We start from the raw sequence: 21,627 nt of genomic DNA, 5'->3' as shown, positions 1-21,627 counted from the left end.
GCGAGGCGGTCCGGCCTACTTCGCCGTCGCCTTCGGTTCCTTGTCGTTGATCTTCACGATGAACTTGCCGTCGAGGATCGCCTTCTCCTTCGCCGCGATCTTCTCCTTGAGTTCCTTCGGCACCTTCGCGTCGAACGTGCCCCAGGGCGAGAGTTCGCTGCCCTTGTACTTCATCATCGAGTACGGGCCGTAGTCCTCGGCCTTGAACTGCCCCGCCTTCACCGCCTTGATCGCGCGGTCGATCGTCGGCTCCATGTTCCACAGCGCGCTCGACACGACGGTGTCGGGGTACTGCGGCTGCGTGTCGATCACGTTGCCGATCGCGAGCTTGCCTTTCTCCTTCGCCGCATCCGACACGCCGAAGCGCTCGGCGTACATGATGTCGGCGCCCTTCTCGATCATCGCGAACGCCGCCTCCTTCGCCTTGGGCGGATCGAACCAGGAGCCGATGAAGGTGACGTAGAACCGGGCCTTCGGATTGACCTCCTTCGCGCCTTCCATGAACGCGTGCATCAGGCGGTTCACTTCGGGGATCGGGTAGCCGCCGACCATGCCGATCTTGTTGGTCTTGGTCATGCCGCCGGCGACCATCCCGGTGAGGTACGCCGGCTCCTGGATGTAGTTGTCGAACACCGCGAAGTTCGGGGCCTGCGGCTTGCCGGAGCTGCCCATCAGGAACGAGACCTTCGGATAGTCCTTCGCGACCTTGCGCGCCGCGGCCTCGACCGCGAACGACTCGCCGACGATCAGCGTGTTGCCCTTCTCCGCGTACTCGCGCATCACGCGCTCGTAGTCCGCGTTCGCGACCTTCTCGGAGAACACGTACTCGATCTCGCCGCGGTCTTTCGCCGCGTTGAGCGCCTTGTGGATCCTGCCCACCCACTGCTGCTCGATCGGCACCGTGTAGATCGCCGCCACCTTGAGCCTGGTCTGCGCCATCGCCGGCGTGCCGAGCATCGCCGCCGCCAGTGCCGCCGCCGCGCCCGCCCTCAACCATCCCCGTCGCGTCACCATCGCGTCATCTCCCCGGAACGAATTCGCCGCGCGCGCCGTGGCGCCGGCCCGGCGCATCGTGCGCCGCGCGACATGATCGCATACACCGGGACGGCCCGCGCCGGGCGTTTCGTCGAGGATCCCGGCGGAGGATCGACCTCCGCCGGGCGTCCCGACTGGTGACCGCAGGCGCGAAACGCTCCGCACCTGCGGCGGCGACCCCGATCTCCGGTGAAGCACGCCGCGCACAGCGTGCAGGATCGCCGTCCTTCCGTCTTGGGACGGAAGCCTTGCCGCTCCATCGGGATCGACCTCCCGATCGAGCGCGTGGTTCCCGCGGCGGACCGATCCCGAGGCGATTTCCCCCGATGACCGGCCCGGCCCGCGTTCATCGCGGCCGCTCGCCGCTCGCGAGGAACGCGAGCGCGAAGCCCAGCACCGACAGCCGCTCGCGCTGGACGGAAAGCTCCCGCTCGGGCGCCGCGAGCCTGACGTCCAGTCCGTCGCGCCCGCGAAACCAGGCGCCCGCCTTGCCGCTGCCGGCGTACTCGAGGTCCGCGCGGCCGTGCGGCCGTTCCGGGGTTTCGTTTCGTCGTGCCATTCTGGGTGCCTCGCATGTCGTGATGATGAAAGCCATCGCGTCGGACGCCCGGAAACGACCGGGCCCGGCGCCTTGCGGCGACCGGGCCCGGTCGGAGGAGACGATGCGCGGGTCAGCGCATCGTTCCCGGCTCCGTCGGCCGGTCGCAAGAGTGCAGGTCGGAAGTCGTCATGGGCATGGAATCCTCCTCGTCATGCTCGCGCGGGCGAGCGAAGTCGAACGGCCGCACGCGCGGCGGAACACGGACGAAGATGGGAAACGACTGGCCCTTCGTCGATGCCGCCGGCGCCCCGGCGGACCGCGTGGGCCGGGGAACTACCGCAGGACGATGCTGCCGCCGATGCGCATGCCCATGCCGATCCGGGCGCAGTGCGCCTGGAGGGCAACGGGAAGGTTCATCGTCGGGGTCATGGTTGCGTCGTCGTGCGGTGGCGCTCGTGCGAGCGAGGATCGAATTCTAACGAGGGCCCCGCGACGACTCCAGCAATTTCGCGATCGCGACACGCGGCGCGTGGCGAAAACGCAACACCGCCCGTGAAGCGCCGGATTGAAGCGAAAGGCGTCAGGCTCAAGCCTGACCTACCGGAACCCGCGACATCTCGCAGTCCTCGTAGGTCCGACTTCAGTCGGACGCTTCTCGCCGAGACTCGGCGAACCCCGTCAGGCTCAAGCCTGACCCACGGTCTCGCCGGCCGCCGCGTGGCGTTACAAGCCCATCGCCACCCGCGTGCCCTGCTCGATCGCGCGCTTCGCGTCGAGTTCCGCCGCGACGTCGGCCCCGCCGATGAGGATCGGCTTCACTCCGGCGGCCTCGAGCGGCGCGACGAGTTCGCGCCGCGGCTCCTGCCCCGCGCAGATCACGATCGTGTCGACGTCGAGCACGCGCGGCGTGCCGTCGATGACGACATGCAGTCCCGCGTCGTCGACCTTCACGTACTCGACGCCGCCTGCCATCGTCACCCCCCGCTGCTTGAGCAACGTCCGGCGGATCCAGCCGGTCGTCTTCGCGAGCCCCTCGCCCACTCTCGAGGATTTCCGCTGCAACAGCCACACCTGGCGCGGCGAGGCTTCGGGCGACGGCGACGTCACGCCGCCGCCATGCGCGTAGGCGCCGTCGATGCCCCACTGGTCGCGGAATTGGTCGAGCACGTCCGCATCGCTGCCGACGGCGCTCGGCGCCGTCGGCACGGCGCCGGGAGGAAGCACCGCTCCCGGGTGGGTGAGCAACTCGGCGACGTCGAATCCGATGCCTCCGGCCCCGACGATCGCCACGCGCTTCCCCGCCACGCGGCGCCCGGCGACCACGTCGGCGTAGCCGGCGACCTTCGGGTGCCCGATGCCCTCGAAGCCCGGCGCGCGCGGCACGACGCCCGACGCGAGTACCACGGCGTCGTAGTCCGCGAGGTCGGCGACATCTGCCGCCTTCCCGAGCCGGAGGTCGACGCCCAGCCGATCGAGACGCGCGGCGTAGTAGCGCAGCGTCTCCTCGAACTCCTCCTTGCCGGGGATGCGCTTCGCGAGATTGAACTGTCCGCCGATCTCGGCGGCGGCGTCGAAGAGCGTGACCGCGTGTCCGCGCTCGGCGGCGGTCGTCGCGCAGGCGAGTCCTGCGGGACCGGCGCCGACGACTGCGACGCGCTTCTTCGCGGCAGCGCGCACCACGGCGAATTCCGCTTCTCGGCACGCGGCCGGGTTGACGAGGCAGCTCGCGGTCTTGCGCTCGAAGATGTGATCGAGGCAGGCCTGGTTGCACGCGATGCAGGTGTTGATCTCGTCCGCGCGCCCTTCCGCGGCCTTTCTCACGAACGCCGCGTCGGCGAGGAACGGACGCGCCATCGACACCATGTCGGCGTCGCCGCGCGCGAGCACCGCCTCGGCGACCGCCGGATCGTTGATGCGGTTGGTCGTGATCAGCGGAATGCGCACCTGCCCTTTCATCCGGCGCGTCACCCAGGTGAAGGCCGCGCGCGGCACCATCGTCGCGATCGTGGGCACGCGCGCTTCGTGCCAGCCGATGCCGGTGTTGATGATCGTCGCGCCGGCGTCCTCGATCGCCTGCGCCAGCGTCACGACCTCGTCCCAGGTGCTGCCGCCCTCGACCAGGTCGAGCATCGAGAGGCGGAAGATGACGATGAAATCGCGCCCCACGGCCGCGCGCGTCGCGCGCACGGTCTCGACCGCGAAGCGCATCCGGTTCGCGTAGCTGCCGCCCCATCCGTCGTCACGGTGGTTGGTCCGCGCGGCGACGAACTGGTTGATCAGGTAGCCCTCGGATCCCATCACCTCGACGCCGTCGTAGCCCGCGCGACGAGCGAGTTCCGCGCAGCGCGCGAAGTCCCCGATCGTCCTGCGGATGCCGGCTTCGGACAGGGCCCGGGGCTTGAACGGAGTGATCGGCGAGCGGATCGCCGACGGCGCGACCGCGAGCGGGTGGTAGGCGTAGCGACCTCCGTGCAGGATCTGCATCGCGATCCTGCCGCCGGCCTCGTGCACGGCCGACGTGATCGCGCGGTGTCGCGCGACCTGCCACGGATAGGACAGTTGCGAGGCGTTGGGCGCGATCCGTCCCGCGAGATTGGGCGCGATGCCGCCGGTGACGATCAGCGCCGCGCCGCCGCGCGCGCGCTCCGCGTAGAAGCGCGCCAGCCGCGCGAACCCGCCGCGTTCCTCCTCGAGGCCGGTGTGCATCGAGCCCATGAGCACCCGGTTGGGGAGCGTCGTGAAACCCAGGTCGAGCGGGGCGAGCAGGTGCGGATAGGAGGTCATGCTCATAGTGTAGCCGCCTGGTGCGGCCCCGATCGATCGTAGGCGCATGTGGCCGAGCGATGAAGTGCGCCGGCCACCGGCGCATCACCGGACCGGCGACCGGCGCGCGAAGGCTCGGGAGTTCACGCGATCGATCGAGGATCCTCGCTTCCTCGACGGAACGCTTCGAGCGACCCCGCACGCACGCCGATCAGCCGGATCCGCCGCCCCAGTGGGACCCGCTTCAGGCATTCGCCGGCCGCCCGCCGGATCGCGCGCGCGTCCTGGGTCGGCGCCTCGATCGTCTGGTCGCGCGTGACCGTCGAGAAGTCGTCGAAGCGGAGCTTCACGCCGATCGTGCGCGTCGCGTAGCCCTTGCGGACGAGGTCGCCCGCGACGTGCTCGCACAGCCAGGTGAACACGCGCGTGAGCTCGGCGCGGTCGCGCTTCACCGACAGGTCGCGCTCGAAGGTCGTCTCGCGCGAGATCGAGCGCGGTTCGCTCTCGGTCACCACCGGGCGGTCGTCGCGGCCGTTCGCCGCGTCGATCATCCAGCGCGCATAGCCCGCGCCGAACACCGACTCGAGCTTCCCGCGATCGGCGTAGGCGAGTTCGCCGATCGTGGCGATGCCGAGCCGCTCCAGGCGCGACGCCGCCTTCGGCCCGATCCCGTTGATGCGCTTCGCCGGCAGCGGCCAGATCACCGCCGGTATGTCCGCTTCGCGCACGACGGTGAGCCCGTCCGGCTTGTCGAGGTCGGAAGCGATCTTCGCGACGAGCTTGTTCGGCGCGACCGCGACCGAGCAGGTGAGCGAGGTGGCCGCGCGCACCGCGTCCTTGAGCGCGCGGGCGACGTCGCGCGCGCGCCACCATGCGTCGGCGTCGTCCTCCGGTTCGCCTTCGTGCTCCGGCAGGCGCACCCCGGAGAGGTCGAGGTAGATCTCGTCGATGCCCCGGTCCTCGATGACCGGCGCGATCGCCCGCACCGCCGCCTTGAACGCACGCGAAGCCGCCCGGTACGCGTCGAAGTCCGCCGGCAGCAGGATCGCGTCGGGCGCGAGCTTCGCCGCCTTCATCAATCCCATCGCGGAACCGACGCCGAGCTTGCGGGCCGCGTAGGTCGCCGTCGTGATCACGCCGCGTCCCGCATAGCCCGCGAGCCGCTGGTAGCGCCGCGACACGACTCCGGTCGCCGGATCGACGCTCTCCTGCGGCACCGACGCGCGTCCGCCGCCGATCACCACCGGCAGCCCGGCCAGGTCCGGATAGCGCAAGAGTTCGACCGACGCGTAGAACGCGTCCATGTCGAGATGCGCGATGAGTCGCGGGCCGGACATCGGTGCGGTCCGATTATCCCGCAGCCCGGGGCGCCGAACGGGATACCCGCCGGATCCGCGTTGGACTATGCTCGCCGAAGCCCCGGCGAGCGATCTCCCGGGGCGAAGCCACGGACCAGGGGAGTCCATGCCATGCCGCGTGCTCGCGCACCGTCGGCGCATCGCGCCGTTCGCATCGCCGCCTGCTTCACCCTCGCCGCCGGCGCGACGTTCTTCACCGCGCCCGCCCTCGCCGCGCCTCCGGACGCCCACGCCACGGCATCCGCGGCGAAGGCGGCGCCTGCGGTCACGCGCATCGTCGTGCGCCTGCAGCCCTCGCTGCATCCGCCGCAGGGCGAGCGCGTGTCCGGCCGAATGCTCGAGGAACTGCGCGCCGCCGCGGGCCGGGCGTTCACGGTCGACGCCCCGACCCGCAGCGGCGACCAGGTGCTGGTGCTCGCCGAGCCCGCGACGCCCGCGGAAGCGCGCGCCGTCGCCGCCGCGCTTTCGCGGCTCCCCGAGGTGCTGCGGGCCGACGTCGAGCGCGCCTCGCGCCTGAGTCCGGAAGCGAAGTCGCGCATGAAGTCGCAGAACGACGGCCAGCGCGTCCGCCGGTTCGTGGTGAAGTTCTCCGACCCCGCGAGCGCGAAGCTCGCCTCCGAGAACGGGAAGCTCTCCGCCGACCACGACCGGATGCTGACGGAAGCTGCCGGCCTCCCGATGCGCGTCGTCCGCGCGACCGCTGACGGCGCGTGGGTCGTCGAGATCGAGCGGCCGGTCGATGGCGCGCGCGCCCGCGCGATCGCCGAGGCGCTCGAGGCCGCTCCGGGCGTCCTTCGCGCCGAGCCCGTGTTCCGCGAACGCCCGCAGGCGGCCTTCCATCCGAACGACCCCTACTACCAGTTGGGCTACCAGTGGGATCTCGACGATCCGGTGAACGGCGACTGGTACGGCATCGACGCCGCGCAGGCCTGGGCGATCACCGTCGGCTCGCCGTCGATCCGCATCGCGATCGTCGACACCGGCGGCACGATGCACCCGGATCTCGCCGGCCGCTGGGTCGGCGGCTACGACTTCGTGAGCGACGACGATCCGGTGCGCGACGGCGGCGCACGCGATCCCGATCCGACCGATCCGGGCGACTGGTCGCTCCAGGACGAGTGCGGCGACGGCGAGGCGCCGGAAGACAGCAGTTGGCACGGTTCGCACGTCGCCGGCACCATCGGCGCGAGTGCGAACAACGGCTACGGGACGGCCGGCATCAACCACGTGTCGGGGCTCATCGCGGTACGCGTCCTCGGGCCCTGCGGCGGCTCGACGGTCGACATCAACGAGGGCATGTTCTGGGCCGCCGGCGGCTCGATTCCCGGCGTGCCGGACAATCCGTCGCCCGCGCGCGTGATCAACATGAGTCTCGGCGGCAAGGGCGAGTGTTCGCCGCAGCGGCAGGCGCTGATCGACGCCACGCTCGCGCGCGGGGCTTTCATCGCCGTGTCCGCGGGCAACGAGAACGACGACGCCGATCTCTACACGCCGGCGAGCTGCTACGGCGTCAGCACCGTCGTCGCGACCGACTCGCGCGGACTGCGCGCCAGCTACTCGAACTACAGCGTCTACGCCGACATCGCGGCGCCGGGCGGCGACAAGAACCGCTACGACGACGAGACCGAGGACATCCTGTCGACGGTCGACACCAGCACGGAAGCCGCGTCCGGCGACTACGGGTTCGCCTGGTACCACGGCACCAGCATGGCCGCGCCGCACGTGTCGGGCGTCGCCTCGCTGATGCTCGCGGTCAACCCGTCGCTCACGCCCGCCCAGATGAAAGGCATCATGGCGGACACGTCGATGAACTTCTCGCCGAACTCCGCCTGCCGGACGGACGGCGACTGCGGCGCCGGCATCGTCAACGCGTACTACGCGGTGCTGGAATCGATCCGGATGCTGGCGGTGGCGAAAGTGCGCGTGATCGAGTTCTACAGCGCCGCGCTCGACCACTACTTCATCGCGGCGGAGTCGCAGCCGGACGTGTGGGCGCTCGATTCGGGCGCGATCCCCGGCTGGGCGCGAACCGGCCGCGGGTTCTACGCCTACGCCGGCGCCCAGTCGGGACTCTCGGGCGTGTGCCGCTTCTACATTCCGCCCGCGAAGGGCAATTCGCACTTCTATTCCGCGCGCGCGGACGAATGCGACGCGATCTACGACGCGGCGACCAATCCCGCGAACCCCGTCTACGACTGGTACCGCGGCTTCATCTACGAGACCGGCAGCGCGTTCGTCATCGACGTTCCGGTGAACGGCACCTGCCCGCCGTCGCGCGTGCCGGTGTGGCGGCTGTGGAACCATCGCCTCGACACCAACCATCGCTACACGACCGATCCCGCGGTCCGCGCGCAGATGGTCGCGCAGGGGTCGATCGACGAGGGAATCACGATGTGCGCGCTGCCGTAATTCGCCGGCAGTCGCGCCTGCGCAAGGCCCGCAGGCCCGGACATGGATCTCGCCCCGCGACGCGTGTCGTTCCTCGGGGCGGGCGAGCATCCCCCGTATAATCGCAACCCCGCGGACGCCGGCCTGGCGCCCGCGCGACACGCATGGCCTCCCCCGCTCCCGCTCCGCACGTCCCCGATCCCAAGCTCGCCCGCGACGTCGCGCGCCGGCGCACGTTCGCGATCATTTCGCACCCCGACGCCGGCAAGACGACGCTCACCGAGAAGCTGCTGCTGTTCGGCGGCGCGATCCAGCTCGCCGGCACGGTGAAGGCGCGCAAGAGCGCGCGTCACGCGACTTCCGACTGGATGGAAGTCGAGAAGCAGCGCGGCATCTCGGTGACGAGCTCGGTGATGCAGTTCGAGTACGCCGGCCACGTGATCAACCTGCTCGACACGCCGGGCCACGAGGACTTCTCCGAGGACACCTACCGGGTGCTGACCGCGGTCGACGCCGCGGTGATGGTGATCGACGCCGCCAAGGGCGTCGAGGCGCAGACGATCAAGCTGCTCGAGGTCTGCCGCTTGCGCGACACGCCGATCATCACCTTCGTCAACAAGATGGACCGCGAGGTGCGCTCGCCGCTCGAGCTGCTCGAAGAGATCGAATCGGTGCTGTCGATCCATTGCGCGCCGGTCACCTGGCCGCTCGGCATGGGCCGCGGCTTCAAGGGCGTCTTCGATCTGCGCAGCGACCGGCTGCTGCGCTTCGCGCCCGGCGAGGAGCGGATCTCGGACGAGACCGAGACGATCGAGGGCCTCGACAACCCCCGCCTCGACGCGCTCGCGCCCGACGACGTGGCCGCGCTGCGCCACGACGTCGACCTGCTGCGCAGCGCCAGCGAGCCGTTCTCGCTCCCCGCGTTCCTCGGGGGCAGGCAGAGCCCGGTATTCTTCGGCTCGGGCATCAACAACTTCGGCGTGCGCGAGATCCTGCAGGCGCTGGTCGACTGGGCGCCGCCTCCGCAGCCGCGGGACGCCGGCGTGCGCAGCGTCGCGCCGACCGAGACGCCGTTCACCGGCTTCGTGTTCAAGATCCAGGCGAACATGGACCCACGGCACCGCGACCGCATCGCGTTCTTCCGCGTCTGCTCCGGGCGCTACGCCCCGGGAATGAAGGTGCGGCACCTGCGTGCGGAACGCGAGATGAAGATCGGCAACGCGCTCACGTTCATGGCGAACGAGCGCGTCGCCTCCGAGGACGCGGTCGCCGGTGACATCATCGGCATTCACAACCACGGAGCGCTCCAGATCGGCGACACGCTGAGCGAGTCGGGCGAGGCGCTCGCGTTCACCGGCATCCCGTACTTCGCGCCGGAGCTCTTCCGCGCCGCCCGCTCGCGCGACCCGCTGAAGACCAAGCAGCTCGCGAAGGGACTGCAGGAGCTGGGCGAGGAAGGCGCGATCCAGGTGTTCACGCCGGAATCCGGTTACTCGATCCTGCTGGGTGCGGTCGGGCCGCTCCAGTTCGAGATCGTCGCGCACCGGCTCGCGACCGAGTACAAGGTCGACGCGCTCTACGAGACGCCCGGCATCGCGACCGCCCGCTGGCTCACCTTCCCCGACGAAGGCGCGCGGCGAGACTTCGAGCGGCGCAACGCGGCGTCGCTCGCGACCGACGTCGACGGCAACCCGGTGTTCCTCGCGACGTCGAAGTACAATCTTCAGGTGACGATGGAGCACTTCCCGCGCGTCGGCTTCCACGCGACGCGGGAGCACGGCCGACAGGTGTCGCACGGCTGACGGAGGCCGCACCATGGACGCGACCGCACTCGTCGACGCGCTGAAGCGCGTGCTCGATTCCCGCGTGTGGGCGTGACTCGATCCGTCGAACGACATCGCAACGCGCACCGGCATGCTGTCCGGCATCGTCACCAGCATGACGACCTGCAAGGGCCGCTTCCAGTTCGACTGCGCGGGCGATGCTGGTCGGCGAGACGACCCGCGTGCCCGGCGACGAGCGCGCGGCACTCCGGCAACGGCCGGGATTCCGGCCCGTTCGCATGTCGGGCGACTGCACTTTACTTGCGCGCGCCCCGGATCGATCATTGCGCCATTGCGCCGCGCGCGCCCTCGTCGAGGTTTCGTCATGCTCCGTTTCCGTCTTGCATCGGGAAGTCGCCTGCCTCTCGTGCTCGCGCTGTCGCTCGCGGTACTCGCACCCGCCGGTTGCGTCGTCGCGCCCTACCCGGTGGATGCCGGCTACAGCGTGCCCGCGAGCTTCGACCGCTCGTGGGCGGCCGCGATCGGAGCGTTGCAGGACAGCGGCCTCGCGATCACGAGCCAGGACCGCGCGACGGGCACCGCCGTCGGCAGCCGCCCCGACGCGGACATCGTCGCCCGGGTCAGCCAGCAGGCGGACGGCTCGGTGCGCGTCGAGTTCACGTCGCGGCGGGCGAACAACAGCGACCCGGGACTCATCCAGCGCGTTACCGCGGCCTACCATCAGCGCATGGGGCGATAGACCGCGCCGTCGCGCATCGGCAGAGTGCGGCTTGCCGACGTTGGCATGGCGTGCCCCCGAGGCCTCGCCTCACGCGGGCTGCGGACCGTCGTACCCTTCGATGATGACGAGGTCCGCCGTCGAGACCGGCACGCGCAGGCTCATCGCCTGCTGATACTCGGGCGAGCGCCAGCAGTCCAGCGCGGCCCGGTAGCTCGGAAATTCGATGACGGCGTTGCGCGAGCGGGCCGAGCCTTCGACGCTCTCGAACGCGCCGCCCCTGACGAGAAAGCGCGCGCCGTACCGGGCCAGCGGTTTCGCGTTCGCGGCGATGTATTGCTTGTAGCGTTCGGGATCCGCGATGTCGACGCGGACGATCCAGTAGCCCTTTGCCATGCTGCTCCTCCTCCAATGGACCGGCCGGCGGCGTGCCGTTCATGCGACGACAGTGAACGCGTGGACAGCGCAGCGCCGGGTGCAACCGCGACGACGCGATCGGGCGCCCTTCCGCCTTCCCCGCCCAACTCAGCCGCGAACGGCCGCCTCGATCGCGGCGACGTCGATCTTCTTCATCGTCATCATCGCATCGAACGCGCGCCTGGCAACGGCGCGATCGGGATTCGTGTAGGCCTCTATCAGGGCGATCGGCGTGATCTGCCACGACACCCCCCACCTGTCCTTGCACCAGCCGCAGTCGCTCTCCTGTCCGCCGTTGCCGACGATCGCGTTCCAGTAGCGGTCGGTCTCGGCCTGGTCCGTGGTGGCGACCTGGAAGGAGAACGCTTCGTTGTGCCGAAACGCCGGCCCGCCATTGAGCCCGAGGCAGGGAATGCCCATCACGGTGAACTCGACGGTCAAGACATCCCCCTTCTTCCCGGATGGGAAGTCGCCCGGCGCGCGATGGACCGCGCCGACGAACGAGTCGGGGAAGGTCTCGGCGTAGAAGCGCGCGGCGCTCTCGGCGTCGCGGTCGTACCACAGGCAGATCGTGTTCTTCGCCGGCGCGTTCATGTCGCCTCCCCCCCGTGACATGCCGTGCAGATGGCGAGTCGTCGCGCGACTAGATCGCGCTGCCCGTCGCCGCCCGCTGGCGCGCGGCCGGATGCGCATGCGCTCCATCGTAGACGATCGCTTCGAATCCGGCACGATCGGTGTCGCCTTCGGTCGAGATGAAGTACAGGACGGACTCGCGGTCGATGCGCAGCTCGCGCTTCGCGTCGGCGAGTTCGGGGCGCGTGAGCACCTCATGGGCGAATCCCAGCGGAGCGGCCCCGGACTCGCCGGAGATGATGCGCGAGTCGGCGTTGCGGTCCGCGGGACCGCGAGGCGGCGCCGCCGGATCGCCGTCGCGGGCACGGCTGGGGTTGGAGAGCACCCGCATGCCCTGCGCCGCGACGTAGTCGGGCAAGCTCACGACGAAGTCCACGCAGTTCGCCAGGAGGTCGATGCCCACGGTGACCGGCTCGCCGCACGCCAAACCGGCCATGATGGTGTCGAGGTCGCCCTTCACGACGCGGATCGCGCCGTCCTCGGCGCGCAGGGTCTCGAAGATGCACGCGGCGTTCCCGGGCTCGACCACGACGATCGCCGGCCCGCCTTCGCTCGACGAGCCGTAGACGTTGGCGAGGTACCCGGCGACGGCCGTCGCGAGGGATCCGACGCCCGCCTGCACGAACACGTGCGTCGGCCGCTCGCCGCCGTGCTCGGCCTCCAGTTGCTCGACCGTCTCCGCGAGCAGCGTCGTGTAGCCCTGGATGATGGCGCGCGGGATGTCCTCGTATCCGGGCCAGGCGGTGTCCTGCACCAGGATCCAGCCGTGCTCGTCGGCCTCCCGGCTCGACAGGCGCACGGCGTCGTCGTAGTTCATGTCGACGATGTCCGCGTTCGCCCCCAACGCCCGGATGTTCTCCAAACGCTCGATGGCGGCGCCCCTGGGCATGTGCACCACGCACTTCTGTCGCAGCTTGTGTGCGGTCCATGCCACGCCGCGGCCATGGTTGCCGTCGGTGGCGGTGACGAACGTCACGTCGCCGAGTCGCTGACGCACCTCGTTGGAGATGAGCCGTTCGTAGGGCATCCGCGAGATGTCCACGCCGAGCCTGCCTGCCAGGGTCGAAGCGATGGCGTAGCTGCCGCCCAGCACCTTGAATGCGTTGAGACCGAAGCGGAAGCTCTCATCCTTGACGTAGATCGATTTGACACCCAACCGGGAAGCGAGGTTGCGCAGGCGCAGAAGCGGCGTGGGCGCGTAGCCTTCGACCGATCGATGGAATGCCCGCACCTGGCGCACCGCATCGGGCGCGAGCAGCGACAACATGGGCGCCGAGGCTGCCGCACGCGCTCCGCGGTGCCGGTTCGCGACGAGCGAGGCGATCAAGGGCCGCCTTCCTGCGCCGGTCCGCTCCGGGACCACAGCGCGATGCGATAGGGAAAGAGCTCCGCCCGCATGACGCCGTGGATGACCGCGGGGTCGTTCTCCATGACCGCCCGGGCGTGGGTTTCGGACGGGGCCACGAGCACCGCGATGCCGAAGGTTCGCTCGTCGCGGGTGAGCGTGCGCCCCGCCATGAGGAGGGTTCCCTCTTCGGCCAGGCGAGTCAGATAGGCGAGATGGTCTGCCAGGACCGCGGACTCGCGCACGGTCGGTCCCTCGCTCAGCATCGCGAGACGCATGGGGTGGAGCCGATAGAGAAACTGCGGCACGAGCGGGAGGATAGGGGACGGAGGCACGCGGCCTATCGCGCGGCGGCTTCGAGTTCCCGAATCCATCGATCGACCAAGCCTTTCTGATGCTCCTTCACCGGTGCGCCCGGCCGATGAACCGGAAGGCCGCCCTCGGGCTGCTGCAGCAATCGCCTGGCTTCGCTGGCGTGAATCTCCACGTACCGGTAGCGGACCTCGCCGATACGCACCGTCCTCCGGCCTTCGTCGATCTCCCGAAGTCGGACCGGCTCATCGCCGATCTCCCACACCGAATCCCTGCGGTAGGTAACGACGAGGTACCCGCGCTGGCCGACGCCCGGCGCGATGCGGTCGCGCGTGAGCAACAGCGGGACGTAGCAGCTCTCGCAGTCCGTCGATGAACCTTCCGCGAGGAGGACGTAAGCATGGCGGACCGGCGCCAGGTCACCGCCATGCGCGATGGACGCGAGCATGGCACAAACGATGAACGCCGCAAATCTCGTCATGGCCGGGCGGTCGACCGGGCGGCGATCGCGCGAACGAGGTCGAAGTGCGCCGGGTCGGCGCGATCCATCCGGCCGTCGCGGGGCATTCGACGAGCATACGATACGCGTGGGTGGGCGACCGGCCGACGGCGCGAGCAAGCGGCCAGATGCCCGGGCCGGATGAGGCCGTGTCCGCACGCCGGCCCAGTGCCGGCGAAGTGCGCGTGCGCGCACGAGGCGAACACGACGTCGACGAGCAGGAGGCAGCCGCCGACGCCGCAGACGAAGGTGAGCGACGCGTAGAGCGCCGCCGCGACGCGGTCGTCGGGCGCGCCCCGGAAATCCAGCACGATGAAGTGCGTGGCGAGTACGCCGGCGCCCAGACGGAAGAGCGCGAACAGGAGGAGGCCCAGCGCGGGGCTCGGTGGGCCGAATCGGGTCATGGGCGCGAAGCGGCGGCCTCCCCCGCCGTCCCCGACTCGAACCGGGTCGATAACGGAGCGGGCTACCTCGCGACGTCGGCGACGACGAGGATGAACGCGCCGGTGTGGAACGACCCCGGCCAGATCCTTTCGACGAACCGGGCGAACCGCCCGCCGCCCGGAAGATGAATCGCGGTGCGAACGCGCACCTGCTGCGCCGGCAGGCCGTCGAACAAGCGAGCGGCCTCGCGGACCGTGTGCCAGCGCGCTCCCCGATAACCGCCCCGGCCGCCGTCCCTCGCTCTCTGCCACCCGAGGAGGCTGTGACGGTTCAGGAGTCCGACGGCGACCCGGCGCCGCGCCACGCGCAGCATCTCGCACAGCGCGCGACGCTCGTCGTCGACGAAGCACAGCGCCGTGATCGCCACGACGAGATCGAAGCTCCGGTTCGGGTGCGGCAACGCGCGTGCATCGGCGACCTCGTAGCTGAGATCGGCGTCTCGGCGGCGACGCGCGTAGTCGACCCGCCGCGGATCGACGTCGGCGCCGGTGACCGTCCCGGTGGTCGCGGACGCCAGGGCGCGCGTGAAGTAGCCGGTGCCGCATCCCACGTCGAGCAACGATTCACCGGGCCGAGGCGCGAGTTCGGCGAGCACGAGCGCGCTCTCGCGCGTTCCGATCCATCGGCCGCGCGGCGTCTCGTACCACCGGTCGTAGACCTCCGGGTCCATCGCCGGGCCGCCGGTCGTCGGAGTTCGCCTCCGGGCGTGGAACGGATGCTCCGCCCGGACGCAGCATCAGGCGCCCGCGCCTCCGCCGAGCGCCGCCTCGACCACGCGCTCGGCGGCCACCAGGTTCGCCTCGAGTTCGGGAGGGAGCCCGTGACGCCGGATGAGCGCCGCCGCGGACGTGAAGTAGACGGCCACCTGCCCGGGCGCGGACTCGCACACGAGGACCTTGAGCGGCAGATCGACGCCGGCCTGCGGATTGGCGAGCATGAGCGGCGTACCCGCCCGGGGATTGCCGAACATCACCAGAGTGGTCGGCGGCATCGCGAGCCCGACCGCGCGGGCTTCCGCCTGCTGGTCGATGGTCGCGAAGACCTTGATGTTCTTCGCGTCGAGTGCAGCGAGCAGGCGCCGCACGGTGTCGGCGAAGGAGTGCGGGCTCTCGAGTCTGACGATGTGCGATGCCGGCATGGGATCGGTGCCTCCTGATGTCCGTGGTCGCGCGACGGCGGTTCGGGACGACTGCCGATTCCCGCGGATCGCCCGCGCTGCGGCGAATGCGCGACAGCGTGGAAGGACGATGCTACGCATGGGGAACGCGCCCCCCCGCCGGAGACCCGTTCTCCCACGCGACGTCCTGAAAGACGACCATCACGTTCTCCGGATCGAAGTCCTTCGCCGAATGGCGCTCGACGATGCCGACGAGCGCCTCGTGAACCGCCGAGAGCACCTGAGTCTTGAACTCGGCGGACTTCGGCTTGCGTACGGTGACGGTGACGATCGGCATGGGCGGTTCCCCGGTTCTCAGACGACGTACCGTTTGCCGACCGCCGACGGCACGAGTTCGTCGCCGAAGGCCCTGGCCATCGCGTTCACCGCCCGCCATCCGGTGCAATGGCCCGGAGCGAGCAACCTGAGGCCGAACCGCTGAAGATCGGCGACGGTTTCCGGGATGATCCTCTCGGTCGCGCCGGAGAGGTGGAATCCCCCCATGACCCCGTAGAGAGGCACCGACGGGAACACGGAACGGGCGTGCTCGAGGACGTTCACGATTCCGGCGTGGGAGCACGCCGAGAAGACGACCTGCCCCTTGCCCTTCACGTGCACGGAAACGAACCGCTCGTCCAGGATCAGCGGGTCCGGCTCCCAGGACCGGCCGTCGTCGCGCCGGCGAACGTGGCCCGGGAGGCCGGTCTCGTACGTCGTGACGCGCGGGATCTCTCCGCTGAGGTAGAACGCGCCATCCGCGATCGATTGCGGCTCGCGGGTGTTCACGACGCGGGCGCCCGCCTTCGCGAGATCGGTAGCATCCGGCACGGACTCGAACCTGAGCAGTTCGCCGTTCGGCCGCTGCAGCGCGCGCTCGGCGAACATGCCGGGGTGCACGAAGCATTCGACGTCCTGACGGCGCCGCGCCCGCGACATGCGCTCGATCGCCGCCACGAGGCCGCCGCCGTGGTCCCAGTGCCCGTGGGAGAGCACCACGGCATCGATCGCCGCGAAGTCGACGCCCAGGATCTCGGCGTTGCGCAGAAAGGTCGCGGCCTCCGGACCCGTGTCGAACAGCACCGTGTGCGCGGCGCTTCCGACGCGCGCGGTGATCAGCAGCGAGAGGCCGTGATGGGCGCAGCAGGTGCACGATCCCGACAGCACCGGGAGACGGCCCGCGGCCGAGAGCCCGGCCCACTCCGTTGTCACCACGCCCGTACCGGTCGACAGGCTGTCGGTGACGTTGTCGACGAGGACCAGCACCTCCAGCCGGTCGACCGCCAGGAACTTTGACATCGCCTGCTCCACTTCTCCCCCGACCGATGACGCCCGGCATCGCGTACGCAGCCGCGCCCGGTTCGCGGATCATCGCATGGACCACGATCCGGTCGCGCGCCCGATTGGGCCTGCCTGGCTCGGCGCGGGCTCGACGACTACGTGTCCGGCGGCGGATCGAAGTTCGGGGTCATCGGCCTCCCGCACGGCGTCGCGGGGCGCGACCCGCGGAATCTCAGCGGTCCTTGATCCTGAGGAAACGAACCGCGTTGTTGTAGAGAATGTCGCGCTTCTCGTCTTGTGTCAGGAATGGGGCCGATTCGATTGCTTCCACCGCCATGCCGATGGCCTCCGGCCAGTACATCTGGTCGGACCCGAAGAGCAGGCGCTTGCCGAATCCGGCGCGCATCATCTACCTCAGGTAGGCGTGGAACTCCTCCCGGGGCAGAACCCAGTTGATGACCGAGAGATCCCCGTAGACCTGCGGATAGACCGACATGATGGCCTTCGTCTCCTGCACGTAGGGCGCGCCACCGTGCATCAGGTACAGCCGAAGCCTCGGGTGACGGACCAGCACTTCCTCGATCAGGACCGGATTGCCCAGCGTCACCCGGAACTGCGGGAAGCAGGGCAGGTACGGCGTCCCGGGAGGACCTATGCCGGTGTGCACTCCGACGGGAATGTCGAGTTCCTCCGCGAGGGCGTAGTACGGTTCCAGCCGAGGGTCATTGAGCGCCATGCCTCGGTACTGGAGCGAGAGTTCCCCGAGGACGTGCACCTGCCCCGAGCGGATCTTCGCGCGGAGTTCGGACAGATCGGGAAGAGGATGGGACTCGTCTACGAACGCTCCGACGAGGATGCGCTCCGGAGCGGCGGCCTGCCACTGGGCCACCGTCGCGGCCGGCCCGCTGGTCACGGCCTTGACGATGTTGTAACGAGCGAGCGCGGAGAGCGACGCGTCGCGAAGCTCCGCCTTCGTGCGGGAGGCGGACGGTCGCCCGGTGACCGGATTGGGTGGCGGCTCTTCTCCGTCGGGCAGATCGAACGCGTGCAGATGCACGTCGATGATGGGCGACCTGCTGCGGGCCGCCGGTTCGGCCTCGGCCACCGGCGATGCGACCAACAGCGTCAGCAGCAGCGCTGCCAGCGGTATCAACTCTCGCATGGGAGCCTCCCGGTCACCGTACGGCAACACGGTCGAAGAACGCCGCGTGTTCGCGTTTCGTCGCCGCGCGATGGGTTGGGCCGCATCGGGCGCGCGAGTCGCCGCCGGAACCGCGAGGTGCTCCGGCCAATCGTCGGGGAGCGATGGAAGCTCCATCTCCCCAAGGGGGCTACGCGATGGATTCGCCCGTCGTCAGCGAGTTCCATCACGCTTTCGCCACGCGCGATCACTGAGCCATCCGGTCCGACGATCGCTCCAGCCTTTCGCACAATGTTCTCGAACACGAAGAGGCCGCTGGACAGAACCAAGCGGCAATCCGGGAAATCGCGTTGGAAACCTCAATTTGCCACGCTTCCTCGACCCCCACGTCCGCTTCCCCATCGAGTGACTCAATGAGGGCGAGCGCGAGCTCAGCTCGCTCGTTCTCGTTAAGCTGAGCGGCTTTGCGCTTCAGTTCAGCCTTACATTCCGCACATCGGCAGACGCATTTCTCGGTAATTTCCCGATCGCACGTCGGAGTCAGTGATCGCGAGGTTGTTCGGCTTCGATGAGTCGCGCGGATTCTCTCTCCCATTCGCGTAGCAGTTTCTTGAGCTTGCGGTAGTTGGCGATCGCCAGGCGCATGAGGCGGGCCTGCTCGGCCGAGAGGCGGCGACGCACGAGCTTGCCGTCCTGCATGTACCCCCGTCGTAGTACGGCCCGTGGCGAGCTGCCAGGTCGGTGGCGCAGCGACAGCCAGCCTTGCCGCAGCGGCTCAGATGTTCGTAGAGCGTGCCGGTGCACAGGTAGTCGATCGTGCCGACGGCAGCGCGAATCTTCTCGATGCGTTGCCGCGACCGTCTGGCCTGGGTGGCGAGGGATCGCTTGGATGGGGGCTTGACTTGGTCATGGCTGGCGATAATACTATCGTCAGGTTGAAGAAACCACAAGTCTACCCGCCCGAACGCTTCGCCCTGAACAGCGAGCGACTGGGACCGCTACCCCGGTCAATCACTGCTCGAGCGCATGGGGTTGCCGGCGCCGCTCGAGGAAGTTCGTGCCCACCGCCGATCGACGCCGTGCCGTCAGCCACGCGGCAGGCACTCGGCGTGCTGCTGCGCTCGATCCTGGTCGAGCGCGAGCCCGTCTACCGCCAGCAGGAGACCGTGCACGGCTTTGCGCCGGGGTGCTTCGGCATCGACGCGGCGCAGATGGTGCGGCTGACCGACGACCGCATTGGGCGCGCGCTCGATCGGCTCTTCGACGCCGACCGTGGAGCCCTGCTCACCGCGGTGGTGGTCGCAGTGGGGCAGCGCTTCGGGGTGACCTTCGAGCGGCTGCACAACGTAACCGCTCGCCGAGCGGCGTACTTGTCAGAGCGCGAGGCGCTCGATCTCGGAACGCAGCCGTTGGTGGGCGAAGTGCTGCTTCCACAGCCGCGGCGTGAGTTGCTCGACCTCGGTCGCGGGATGACGGTCGACGCGCTGCAAGACATCGACCAGGTAATCGTAGGCGTTGATGTCGTGCAACTGGCAGGTCACGAGCAAGCTCTGCACGATGCCGATCTGCCGGGCACCGAGTTCGGTCCAGCTGAACATCCAGTTTTTCCGACCGAGCGGGATGGGACGCAGGCTGCGTTCGAGGTGGTTGGTGTCGACCGGCAACTCCGGATCGCCGAGGAACAGCGACAGCGCGTGTCGGCGCGCGTGCGCGTAGCCCAGCGCCTGCACGAACCGGCTGGTCGGCAACAGCGCCTGGTCCTCGAGCCGCTGGCGGACCCACTCGAAGAAGGCCTCCACCTCCAACTTCGAGTGCGTCAGTCGATGCAGGTGCTTGTTGGCGTCCGCGAGCTTGCGGACGCGGATGTCTTCCTCGATCGCGTAGATCCGGCCGATCCGGGCGAGTGCTTGGCCGGCGAGTTCGGGCTCCACCGCCTGCGCCTTGAAGAACTCGCGCCGGCAATGGGCCCAGCACTGCGCGTGGGCGATACCGGTCTTCTCGGCGTAGGCCGCGTAGGCGCCGTAGCCTTCGCTCAGCAGCACCGCATCGCGGCGCGGCTGCAAGCCCAGGATCGCCTCGACACTCGCGTGCGCGCGGGTCGCGAAGAACGGAAAGCACACCTCGTCGAGCTCGCCGTACACCGGCCAGAAGTAGCAGGCCTTCATCTTGCCCGGCGCCGAGCGCCCCGCCTTGATCGGCGTCTCGTCGATCGCCTTCACCCGCGAGCCGCGGATCGATTCGAGCTGTGCGTCGTAGATCGGCTCGAGCAGCCCGACCGCCTGCGCCGTGATCTCGGTGAGCCAGCCGCGGCTGACCTGAATCCCGGCCTGCACCATGCGCTGGTGCTGCCGGTGCAGCGGCAGGTGCCACTGCATCTTGTCGATCAGCAGGCCGGCGAGCAGGCTCACGTCGGCACGGCTGCCCTCGATCACCCCCGCCGGTGCCGGCGGGCACGACAGCGCCTGCGTGTCGCGGCGCTTGATCACCGGCCGCACGTATTTGAGCACCACGTAGCTGCCGGGCTGCTGCGCGAGGCGGTGCGATACCTTCTGCCCGATCACCTCGTACTGCTCGGGGCGCAACCCCTGCGCTTCGGCGTTGGGCACCTCGATCACCCGCACCGGCACCCGGGACTCGTCGAAGAACAGGCTCGACTCGTCGTGGCCGGTGGCGGCCAAGTCGCTCCGTGGCACTCGTCGCGTATGCGCGGGTACCGACTGGGTCGGTGGCACCGGTGCTGGCTCGGGCACCGCCAGCAGCTCGCCCAGGTGCAGTTGCAAGGCGTCGGGTGGCACGATGCGCCGCTCGCTGGTGCTGCCGAAGATCTGCCGGCGAAACCACTCGAGCTGGTGCTTGAGCGACTCCACGTCGCGCTGCAACCGGGCGTTGCGCTCTTCGCTGCTGCGCAGCGTGTCGAGTAGGCCGCGCACTTGACCGAGCACTTCCTGCGCCGACCAGTGCGCCACCTCGTCGAGGGTGGCGGCGTGCAGCGCGGTCGGTGTCGACATGACTACGATGATAGCGGTAAGACCGTGTATTCATGCAGCCTCGTGCGTGATTTTCGCCACGTTGTAGCGCAGTCGTTGTCGCGTTACAACGAAGCCTTCGAGCATCAGCTTGAACTGCGTCCAGTCGATCTCGCAACTCTTCATCTGCGACCAGTCCGACACGAAGCAACCACGCTCCAGACGCTTGCCCCAGATGCAAAATCCACTGCGGTCCCAGTACAGCACCTTGACCTGAGAACCGCGCCGGTTGATGAACACGAACAGGGCGCCCGACAGTGGATCGAGCCCCAGCGCGTGACGGGTCAGCGCGTACAGTCCGTCGAACGATTTGCGCATATCCACGGGCTGCCCGTAGACGTGCACGCGCACCGTGCCCTCGGGGAAGAACATCAGCCACGACGGATCGTCACCACGATTCCGCCTCCCAGTTCCAGGCGCATCTCGACGGGCTCGGACACGCCACCCATGCGCAGCATTCCGGCGTCGACGAATCCACTACGCGGCGCCGCGACCGCCGCACGTTCGGCGCCGGTGCGTTCCGCAACCACGTCGCTCGTGCCCTTCGCGAGCAGCGCTCGCCAACGTCCAAAGCTCGAGCGGCTCACGCCCTCCCGTTCGCAGAAGGCCAGGATGCTCATGCCGCTCGCCCGCTGTCGCTCGATCATCGTGCGCCACGCCTGCTCGCCGTGGCGTTGCCAAGACTTGCCTCTGACCTCCACCGATACCGCCTTCGTTCCTTCGCCCATCACCGATCCCCGTTCGTGGTTGCCAACGGGATCGAGTATTCACGGCAAGTCAGCGGCAGGG

The 21,627-nt window shown here is 69.3% G+C and carries 25 protein-coding genes; 3 read left to right on the top strand and 22 right to left on the bottom strand.

Translation table 11 applies throughout. The features are described 5' to 3' along the window. Window positions 1-15: 15 nt before the first annotated feature. The 4 genes from HS109_07155 to dinB all read right to left on the bottom strand — a co-directional run bounded on the left by HS109_07155 (window position 16) and on the right by dinB (window position 5,676). Window positions 16-1,014: a BMP family protein gene (locus HS109_07155; protein ID MBE7522147.1), complete on the bottom strand. Its 999-nt coding sequence runs from the start codon at window positions 1,012-1,014 to the stop codon at window positions 16-18. A 367-nt stretch (window positions 1,015-1,381) separates the two neighbouring features. Then, the gene (locus HS109_07150; GenBank protein ID MBE7522146.1) at window positions 1,382-1,594 is read right to left on the bottom strand and encodes a hypothetical protein; all 213 of its coding nucleotides are present in this window, start codon (window positions 1,592-1,594) and stop codon (window positions 1,382-1,384) included. A 705-nt stretch (window positions 1,595-2,299) separates the two neighbouring features. Beyond that, window positions 2,300-4,360, bottom strand: a complete 2,061-nt coding sequence (locus tag HS109_07145) for an NADPH-dependent 2,4-dienoyl-CoA reductase (GenBank protein ID MBE7522145.1) — start codon at window positions 4,358-4,360, stop codon at window positions 2,300-2,302. 122 nt (window positions 4,361-4,482) lie between these two features. After that, window positions 4,483-5,676: a DNA polymerase IV gene (gene dinB, locus HS109_07140; protein MBE7522144.1), complete on the bottom strand. Its 1,194-nt coding sequence runs from the start codon at window positions 5,674-5,676 to the stop codon at window positions 4,483-4,485. Window positions 5,677-5,808: 132 nt separating this feature from the next. Between dinB and HS109_07135 the strand changes: the two genes are divergently transcribed. From HS109_07135 to HS109_07125, 3 genes are all read left to right on the top strand, one after another. Further along, entirely contained in the window at window positions 5,809-8,106 is a 2,298-nt protein-coding gene (locus HS109_07135) for a S8 family peptidase (GenBank protein ID MBE7522143.1), read from the top strand. A 143-nt stretch (window positions 8,107-8,249) separates the two neighbouring features. Continuing rightward, a complete protein-coding gene (locus HS109_07130; protein MBE7522142.1) occupies window positions 8,250-9,887 on the top strand; it encodes a peptide chain release factor 3 in 1,638 nt (545 codons plus the stop codon). A gap of 448 nt (window positions 9,888-10,335) precedes the next feature. Further along, window positions 10,336-10,608, top strand: coding sequence for a hypothetical protein (locus HS109_07125; protein MBE7522141.1), 273 nt, complete (start codon window positions 10,336-10,338; stop codon window positions 10,606-10,608). 69 nt (window positions 10,609-10,677) lie between these two features. On the opposite strand, the gene HS109_07120 is transcribed toward HS109_07125, so the two are convergent. The 18 genes from HS109_07120 to HS109_07035 form a co-directional block, all read right to left on the bottom strand. Continuing rightward, the gene (locus tag HS109_07120) at window positions 10,678-10,983 is read right to left on the bottom strand and encodes a DUF1330 domain-containing protein (GenBank protein ID MBE7522140.1); all 306 of its coding nucleotides are present in this window, start codon (window positions 10,981-10,983) and stop codon (window positions 10,678-10,680) included. A gap of 129 nt (window positions 10,984-11,112) precedes the next feature. Next, window positions 11,113-11,598, bottom strand: coding sequence for a VOC family protein (locus tag HS109_07115; GenBank protein MBE7522139.1), 486 nt, complete (start codon window positions 11,596-11,598; stop codon window positions 11,113-11,115). Window positions 11,599-11,647: 49 nt separating this feature from the next. After that, on the bottom strand, window positions 11,648-12,964 hold the full coding sequence (locus HS109_07110) for a diaminopropionate ammonia-lyase (GenBank protein ID MBE7522138.1): 1,317 nt from the start codon (window positions 12,962-12,964) through the stop codon (window positions 11,648-11,650). After that, window positions 12,961-13,356: a hypothetical protein gene (locus tag HS109_07105; GenBank protein ID MBE7522137.1), complete on the bottom strand. Its 396-nt coding sequence runs from the start codon at window positions 13,354-13,356 to the stop codon at window positions 12,961-12,963. The genes HS109_07110 and HS109_07105 overlap by 4 nt, the downstream gene beginning before the upstream one ends. Next, window positions 13,323-13,742, bottom strand: coding sequence for a hypothetical protein (locus HS109_07100; protein MBE7522136.1), 420 nt, complete (start codon window positions 13,740-13,742; stop codon window positions 13,323-13,325). Before HS109_07100 ends, HS109_07105 begins: the two co-directional genes overlap by 34 nt. 29 nt (window positions 13,743-13,771) lie before the next feature. Further along, window positions 13,772-14,197 carry a hypothetical protein gene (locus HS109_07095; GenBank protein ID MBE7522135.1) on the bottom strand — a complete coding sequence of 142 codons (426 nt, stop codon included), beginning with the start codon at window positions 14,195-14,197 and terminating at the stop codon, window positions 13,772-13,774. Window positions 14,198-14,259: 62 nt separating this feature from the next. Further along, complete coding sequence (locus HS109_07090; GenBank protein MBE7522134.1) at window positions 14,260-14,907, bottom strand: class I SAM-dependent methyltransferase; 648 nt, start codon at window positions 14,905-14,907, stop codon at window positions 14,260-14,262. 66 nt (window positions 14,908-14,973) lie between these two features. Continuing rightward, window positions 14,974-15,375: a DUF302 domain-containing protein gene (locus tag HS109_07085; GenBank protein MBE7522133.1), complete on the bottom strand. Its 402-nt coding sequence runs from the start codon at window positions 15,373-15,375 to the stop codon at window positions 14,974-14,976. Between the two features lie 112 nt (window positions 15,376-15,487). After that, on the bottom strand, window positions 15,488-15,691 hold the full coding sequence (locus HS109_07080) for a hypothetical protein (protein MBE7522132.1): 204 nt from the start codon (window positions 15,689-15,691) through the stop codon (window positions 15,488-15,490). A 17-nt stretch (window positions 15,692-15,708) separates the two neighbouring features. Next, the gene (locus tag HS109_07075) at window positions 15,709-16,689 is read right to left on the bottom strand and encodes an MBL fold metallo-hydrolase (protein MBE7522131.1); all 981 of its coding nucleotides are present in this window, start codon (window positions 16,687-16,689) and stop codon (window positions 15,709-15,711) included. A 214-nt stretch (window positions 16,690-16,903) separates the two neighbouring features. Further along, window positions 16,904-17,077: an amidohydrolase family protein gene (locus HS109_07070; protein ID MBE7522130.1), complete on the bottom strand. Its 174-nt coding sequence runs from the start codon at window positions 17,075-17,077 to the stop codon at window positions 16,904-16,906. Between the two features lie 3 nt (window positions 17,078-17,080). Further along, a complete protein-coding gene (locus HS109_07065; protein MBE7522129.1) occupies window positions 17,081-17,833 on the bottom strand; it encodes an amidohydrolase family protein in 753 nt (250 codons plus the stop codon). A 226-nt stretch (window positions 17,834-18,059) separates the two neighbouring features. After that, a complete protein-coding gene (locus tag HS109_07060; protein ID MBE7522128.1) occupies window positions 18,060-18,407 on the bottom strand; it encodes an addiction module protein in 348 nt (115 codons plus the stop codon). Next, complete coding sequence (locus HS109_07055) at window positions 18,353-18,511, bottom strand: hypothetical protein (GenBank protein MBE7522127.1); 159 nt, start codon at window positions 18,509-18,511, stop codon at window positions 18,353-18,355. Before HS109_07055 ends, HS109_07060 begins: the two co-directional genes overlap by 55 nt. A 386-nt stretch (window positions 18,512-18,897) precedes the next feature. Next, complete coding sequence (locus HS109_07050; GenBank protein MBE7522126.1) at window positions 18,898-19,155, bottom strand: hypothetical protein; 258 nt, start codon at window positions 19,153-19,155, stop codon at window positions 18,898-18,900. A 30-nt stretch (window positions 19,156-19,185) separates the two neighbouring features. Then, entirely contained in the window at window positions 19,186-20,820 is a 1,635-nt protein-coding gene (locus tag HS109_07045; GenBank protein MBE7522125.1) for an IS66 family transposase, read from the bottom strand. Between the two features lie 30 nt (window positions 20,821-20,850). Next, window positions 20,851-21,210, bottom strand: coding sequence for an IS66 family insertion sequence element accessory protein TnpB (gene tnpB, locus HS109_07040; GenBank protein MBE7522124.1), 360 nt, complete (start codon window positions 21,208-21,210; stop codon window positions 20,851-20,853). Further along, window positions 21,210-21,566, bottom strand: coding sequence for an IS66 family insertion sequence element accessory protein TnpB (locus HS109_07035; GenBank protein ID MBE7522123.1), 357 nt, complete (start codon window positions 21,564-21,566; stop codon window positions 21,210-21,212). Before HS109_07035 ends, tnpB begins: the two co-directional genes overlap by 1 nt. Window positions 21,567-21,627: the final 61 nt, after the last annotated feature.

This window comes from Burkholderiales bacterium (assembly GCA_015075645.1).
Classification (GTDB): Bacteria; Pseudomonadota; Gammaproteobacteria; order Burkholderiales; family Casimicrobiaceae; genus VBCG01.
The sequence above is the reverse complement of the archived record's forward strand: the minus strand, read 5'-3'. Positions and strand labels throughout refer to the sequence as shown.

What these genes read in the sequence shown, in the direction of transcription:
- HS109_07100 (MBE7522136.1), bottom strand. Translation starts at nt 13,742, where the DNA reads ATGCTCGCGTCCATCGCGCATGGCGGTGACCTGGCGCCGGTCCGCCAT.
- HS109_07070 (MBE7522130.1), bottom strand. Translation starts at nt 17,077, where the DNA reads ATGCGCGCCGGATTCGGCAAGCGCCTGCTCTTCGGGTCCGACCAGATG.
- HS109_07130 (MBE7522142.1), top strand. Translation starts at nt 8,250, where the DNA reads ATGGCCTCCCCCGCTCCCGCTCCGCACGTCCCCGATCCCAAGCTCGCC.
- HS109_07105 (MBE7522137.1), bottom strand. Translation starts at nt 13,356, where the DNA reads ATGGATTCGGGAACTCGAAGCCGCCGCGCGATAGGCCGCGTGCCTCCG.
- HS109_07045 (MBE7522125.1), bottom strand. Translation starts at nt 20,820, where the DNA reads ATGTCGACACCGACCGCGCTGCACGCCGCCACCCTCGACGAGGTGGCG.
- HS109_07115 (MBE7522139.1), bottom strand. Translation starts at nt 11,598, where the DNA reads ATGAACGCGCCGGCGAAGAACACGATCTGCCTGTGGTACGACCGCGAC.
- HS109_07150 (MBE7522146.1), bottom strand. Translation starts at nt 1,594, where the DNA reads ATGGCACGACGAAACGAAACCCCGGAACGGCCGCACGGCCGCGCGGAC.
- HS109_07035 (MBE7522123.1), bottom strand. Translation starts at nt 21,566, where the DNA reads ATGGGCGAAGGAACGAAGGCGGTATCGGTGGAGGTCAGAGGCAAGTCT.
- HS109_07085 (MBE7522133.1), bottom strand. Translation starts at nt 15,375, where the DNA reads ATGCCGGCATCGCACATCGTCAGACTCGAGAGCCCGCACTCCTTCGCC.
- HS109_07095 (MBE7522135.1), bottom strand. Translation starts at nt 14,197, where the DNA reads ATGACCCGATTCGGCCCACCGAGCCCCGCGCTGGGCCTCCTCCTGTTC.
- tnpB (MBE7522124.1), bottom strand. Translation starts at nt 21,210, where the DNA reads ATGTTCTTCCCCGAGGGCACGGTGCGCGTGCACGTCTACGGGCAGCCC.
- HS109_07135 (MBE7522143.1), top strand. Translation starts at nt 5,809, where the DNA reads ATGCCGCGTGCTCGCGCACCGTCGGCGCATCGCGCCGTTCGCATCGCC.
- dinB (MBE7522144.1), bottom strand. Translation starts at nt 5,676, where the DNA reads ATGTCCGGCCCGCGACTCATCGCGCATCTCGACATGGACGCGTTCTAC.
- HS109_07090 (MBE7522134.1), bottom strand. Translation starts at nt 14,907, where the DNA reads ATGGACCCGGAGGTCTACGACCGGTGGTACGAGACGCCGCGCGGCCGA.
- HS109_07145 (MBE7522145.1), bottom strand. Translation starts at nt 4,360, where the DNA reads ATGACCTCCTATCCGCACCTGCTCGCCCCGCTCGACCTGGGTTTCACG.
- HS109_07155 (MBE7522147.1), bottom strand. Translation starts at nt 1,014, where the DNA reads ATGGTGACGCGACGGGGATGGTTGAGGGCGGGCGCGGCGGCGGCACTG.
- HS109_07080 (MBE7522132.1), bottom strand. Translation starts at nt 15,691, where the DNA reads ATGCCGATCGTCACCGTCACCGTACGCAAGCCGAAGTCCGCCGAGTTC.
- HS109_07120 (MBE7522140.1), bottom strand. Translation starts at nt 10,983, where the DNA reads ATGGCAAAGGGCTACTGGATCGTCCGCGTCGACATCGCGGATCCCGAA.
- HS109_07075 (MBE7522131.1), bottom strand. Translation starts at nt 16,689, where the DNA reads ATGTCAAAGTTCCTGGCGGTCGACCGGCTGGAGGTGCTGGTCCTCGTC.
- HS109_07060 (MBE7522128.1), bottom strand. Translation starts at nt 18,407, where the DNA reads ATGGGAGAGAGAATCCGCGCGACTCATCGAAGCCGAACAACCTCGCGA.
- HS109_07055 (MBE7522127.1), bottom strand. Translation starts at nt 18,511, where the DNA reads ATGCAGGACGGCAAGCTCGTGCGTCGCCGCCTCTCGGCCGAGCAGGCC.
- HS109_07065 (MBE7522129.1), bottom strand. Translation starts at nt 17,833, where the DNA reads ATGCGAGAGTTGATACCGCTGGCAGCGCTGCTGCTGACGCTGTTGGTC.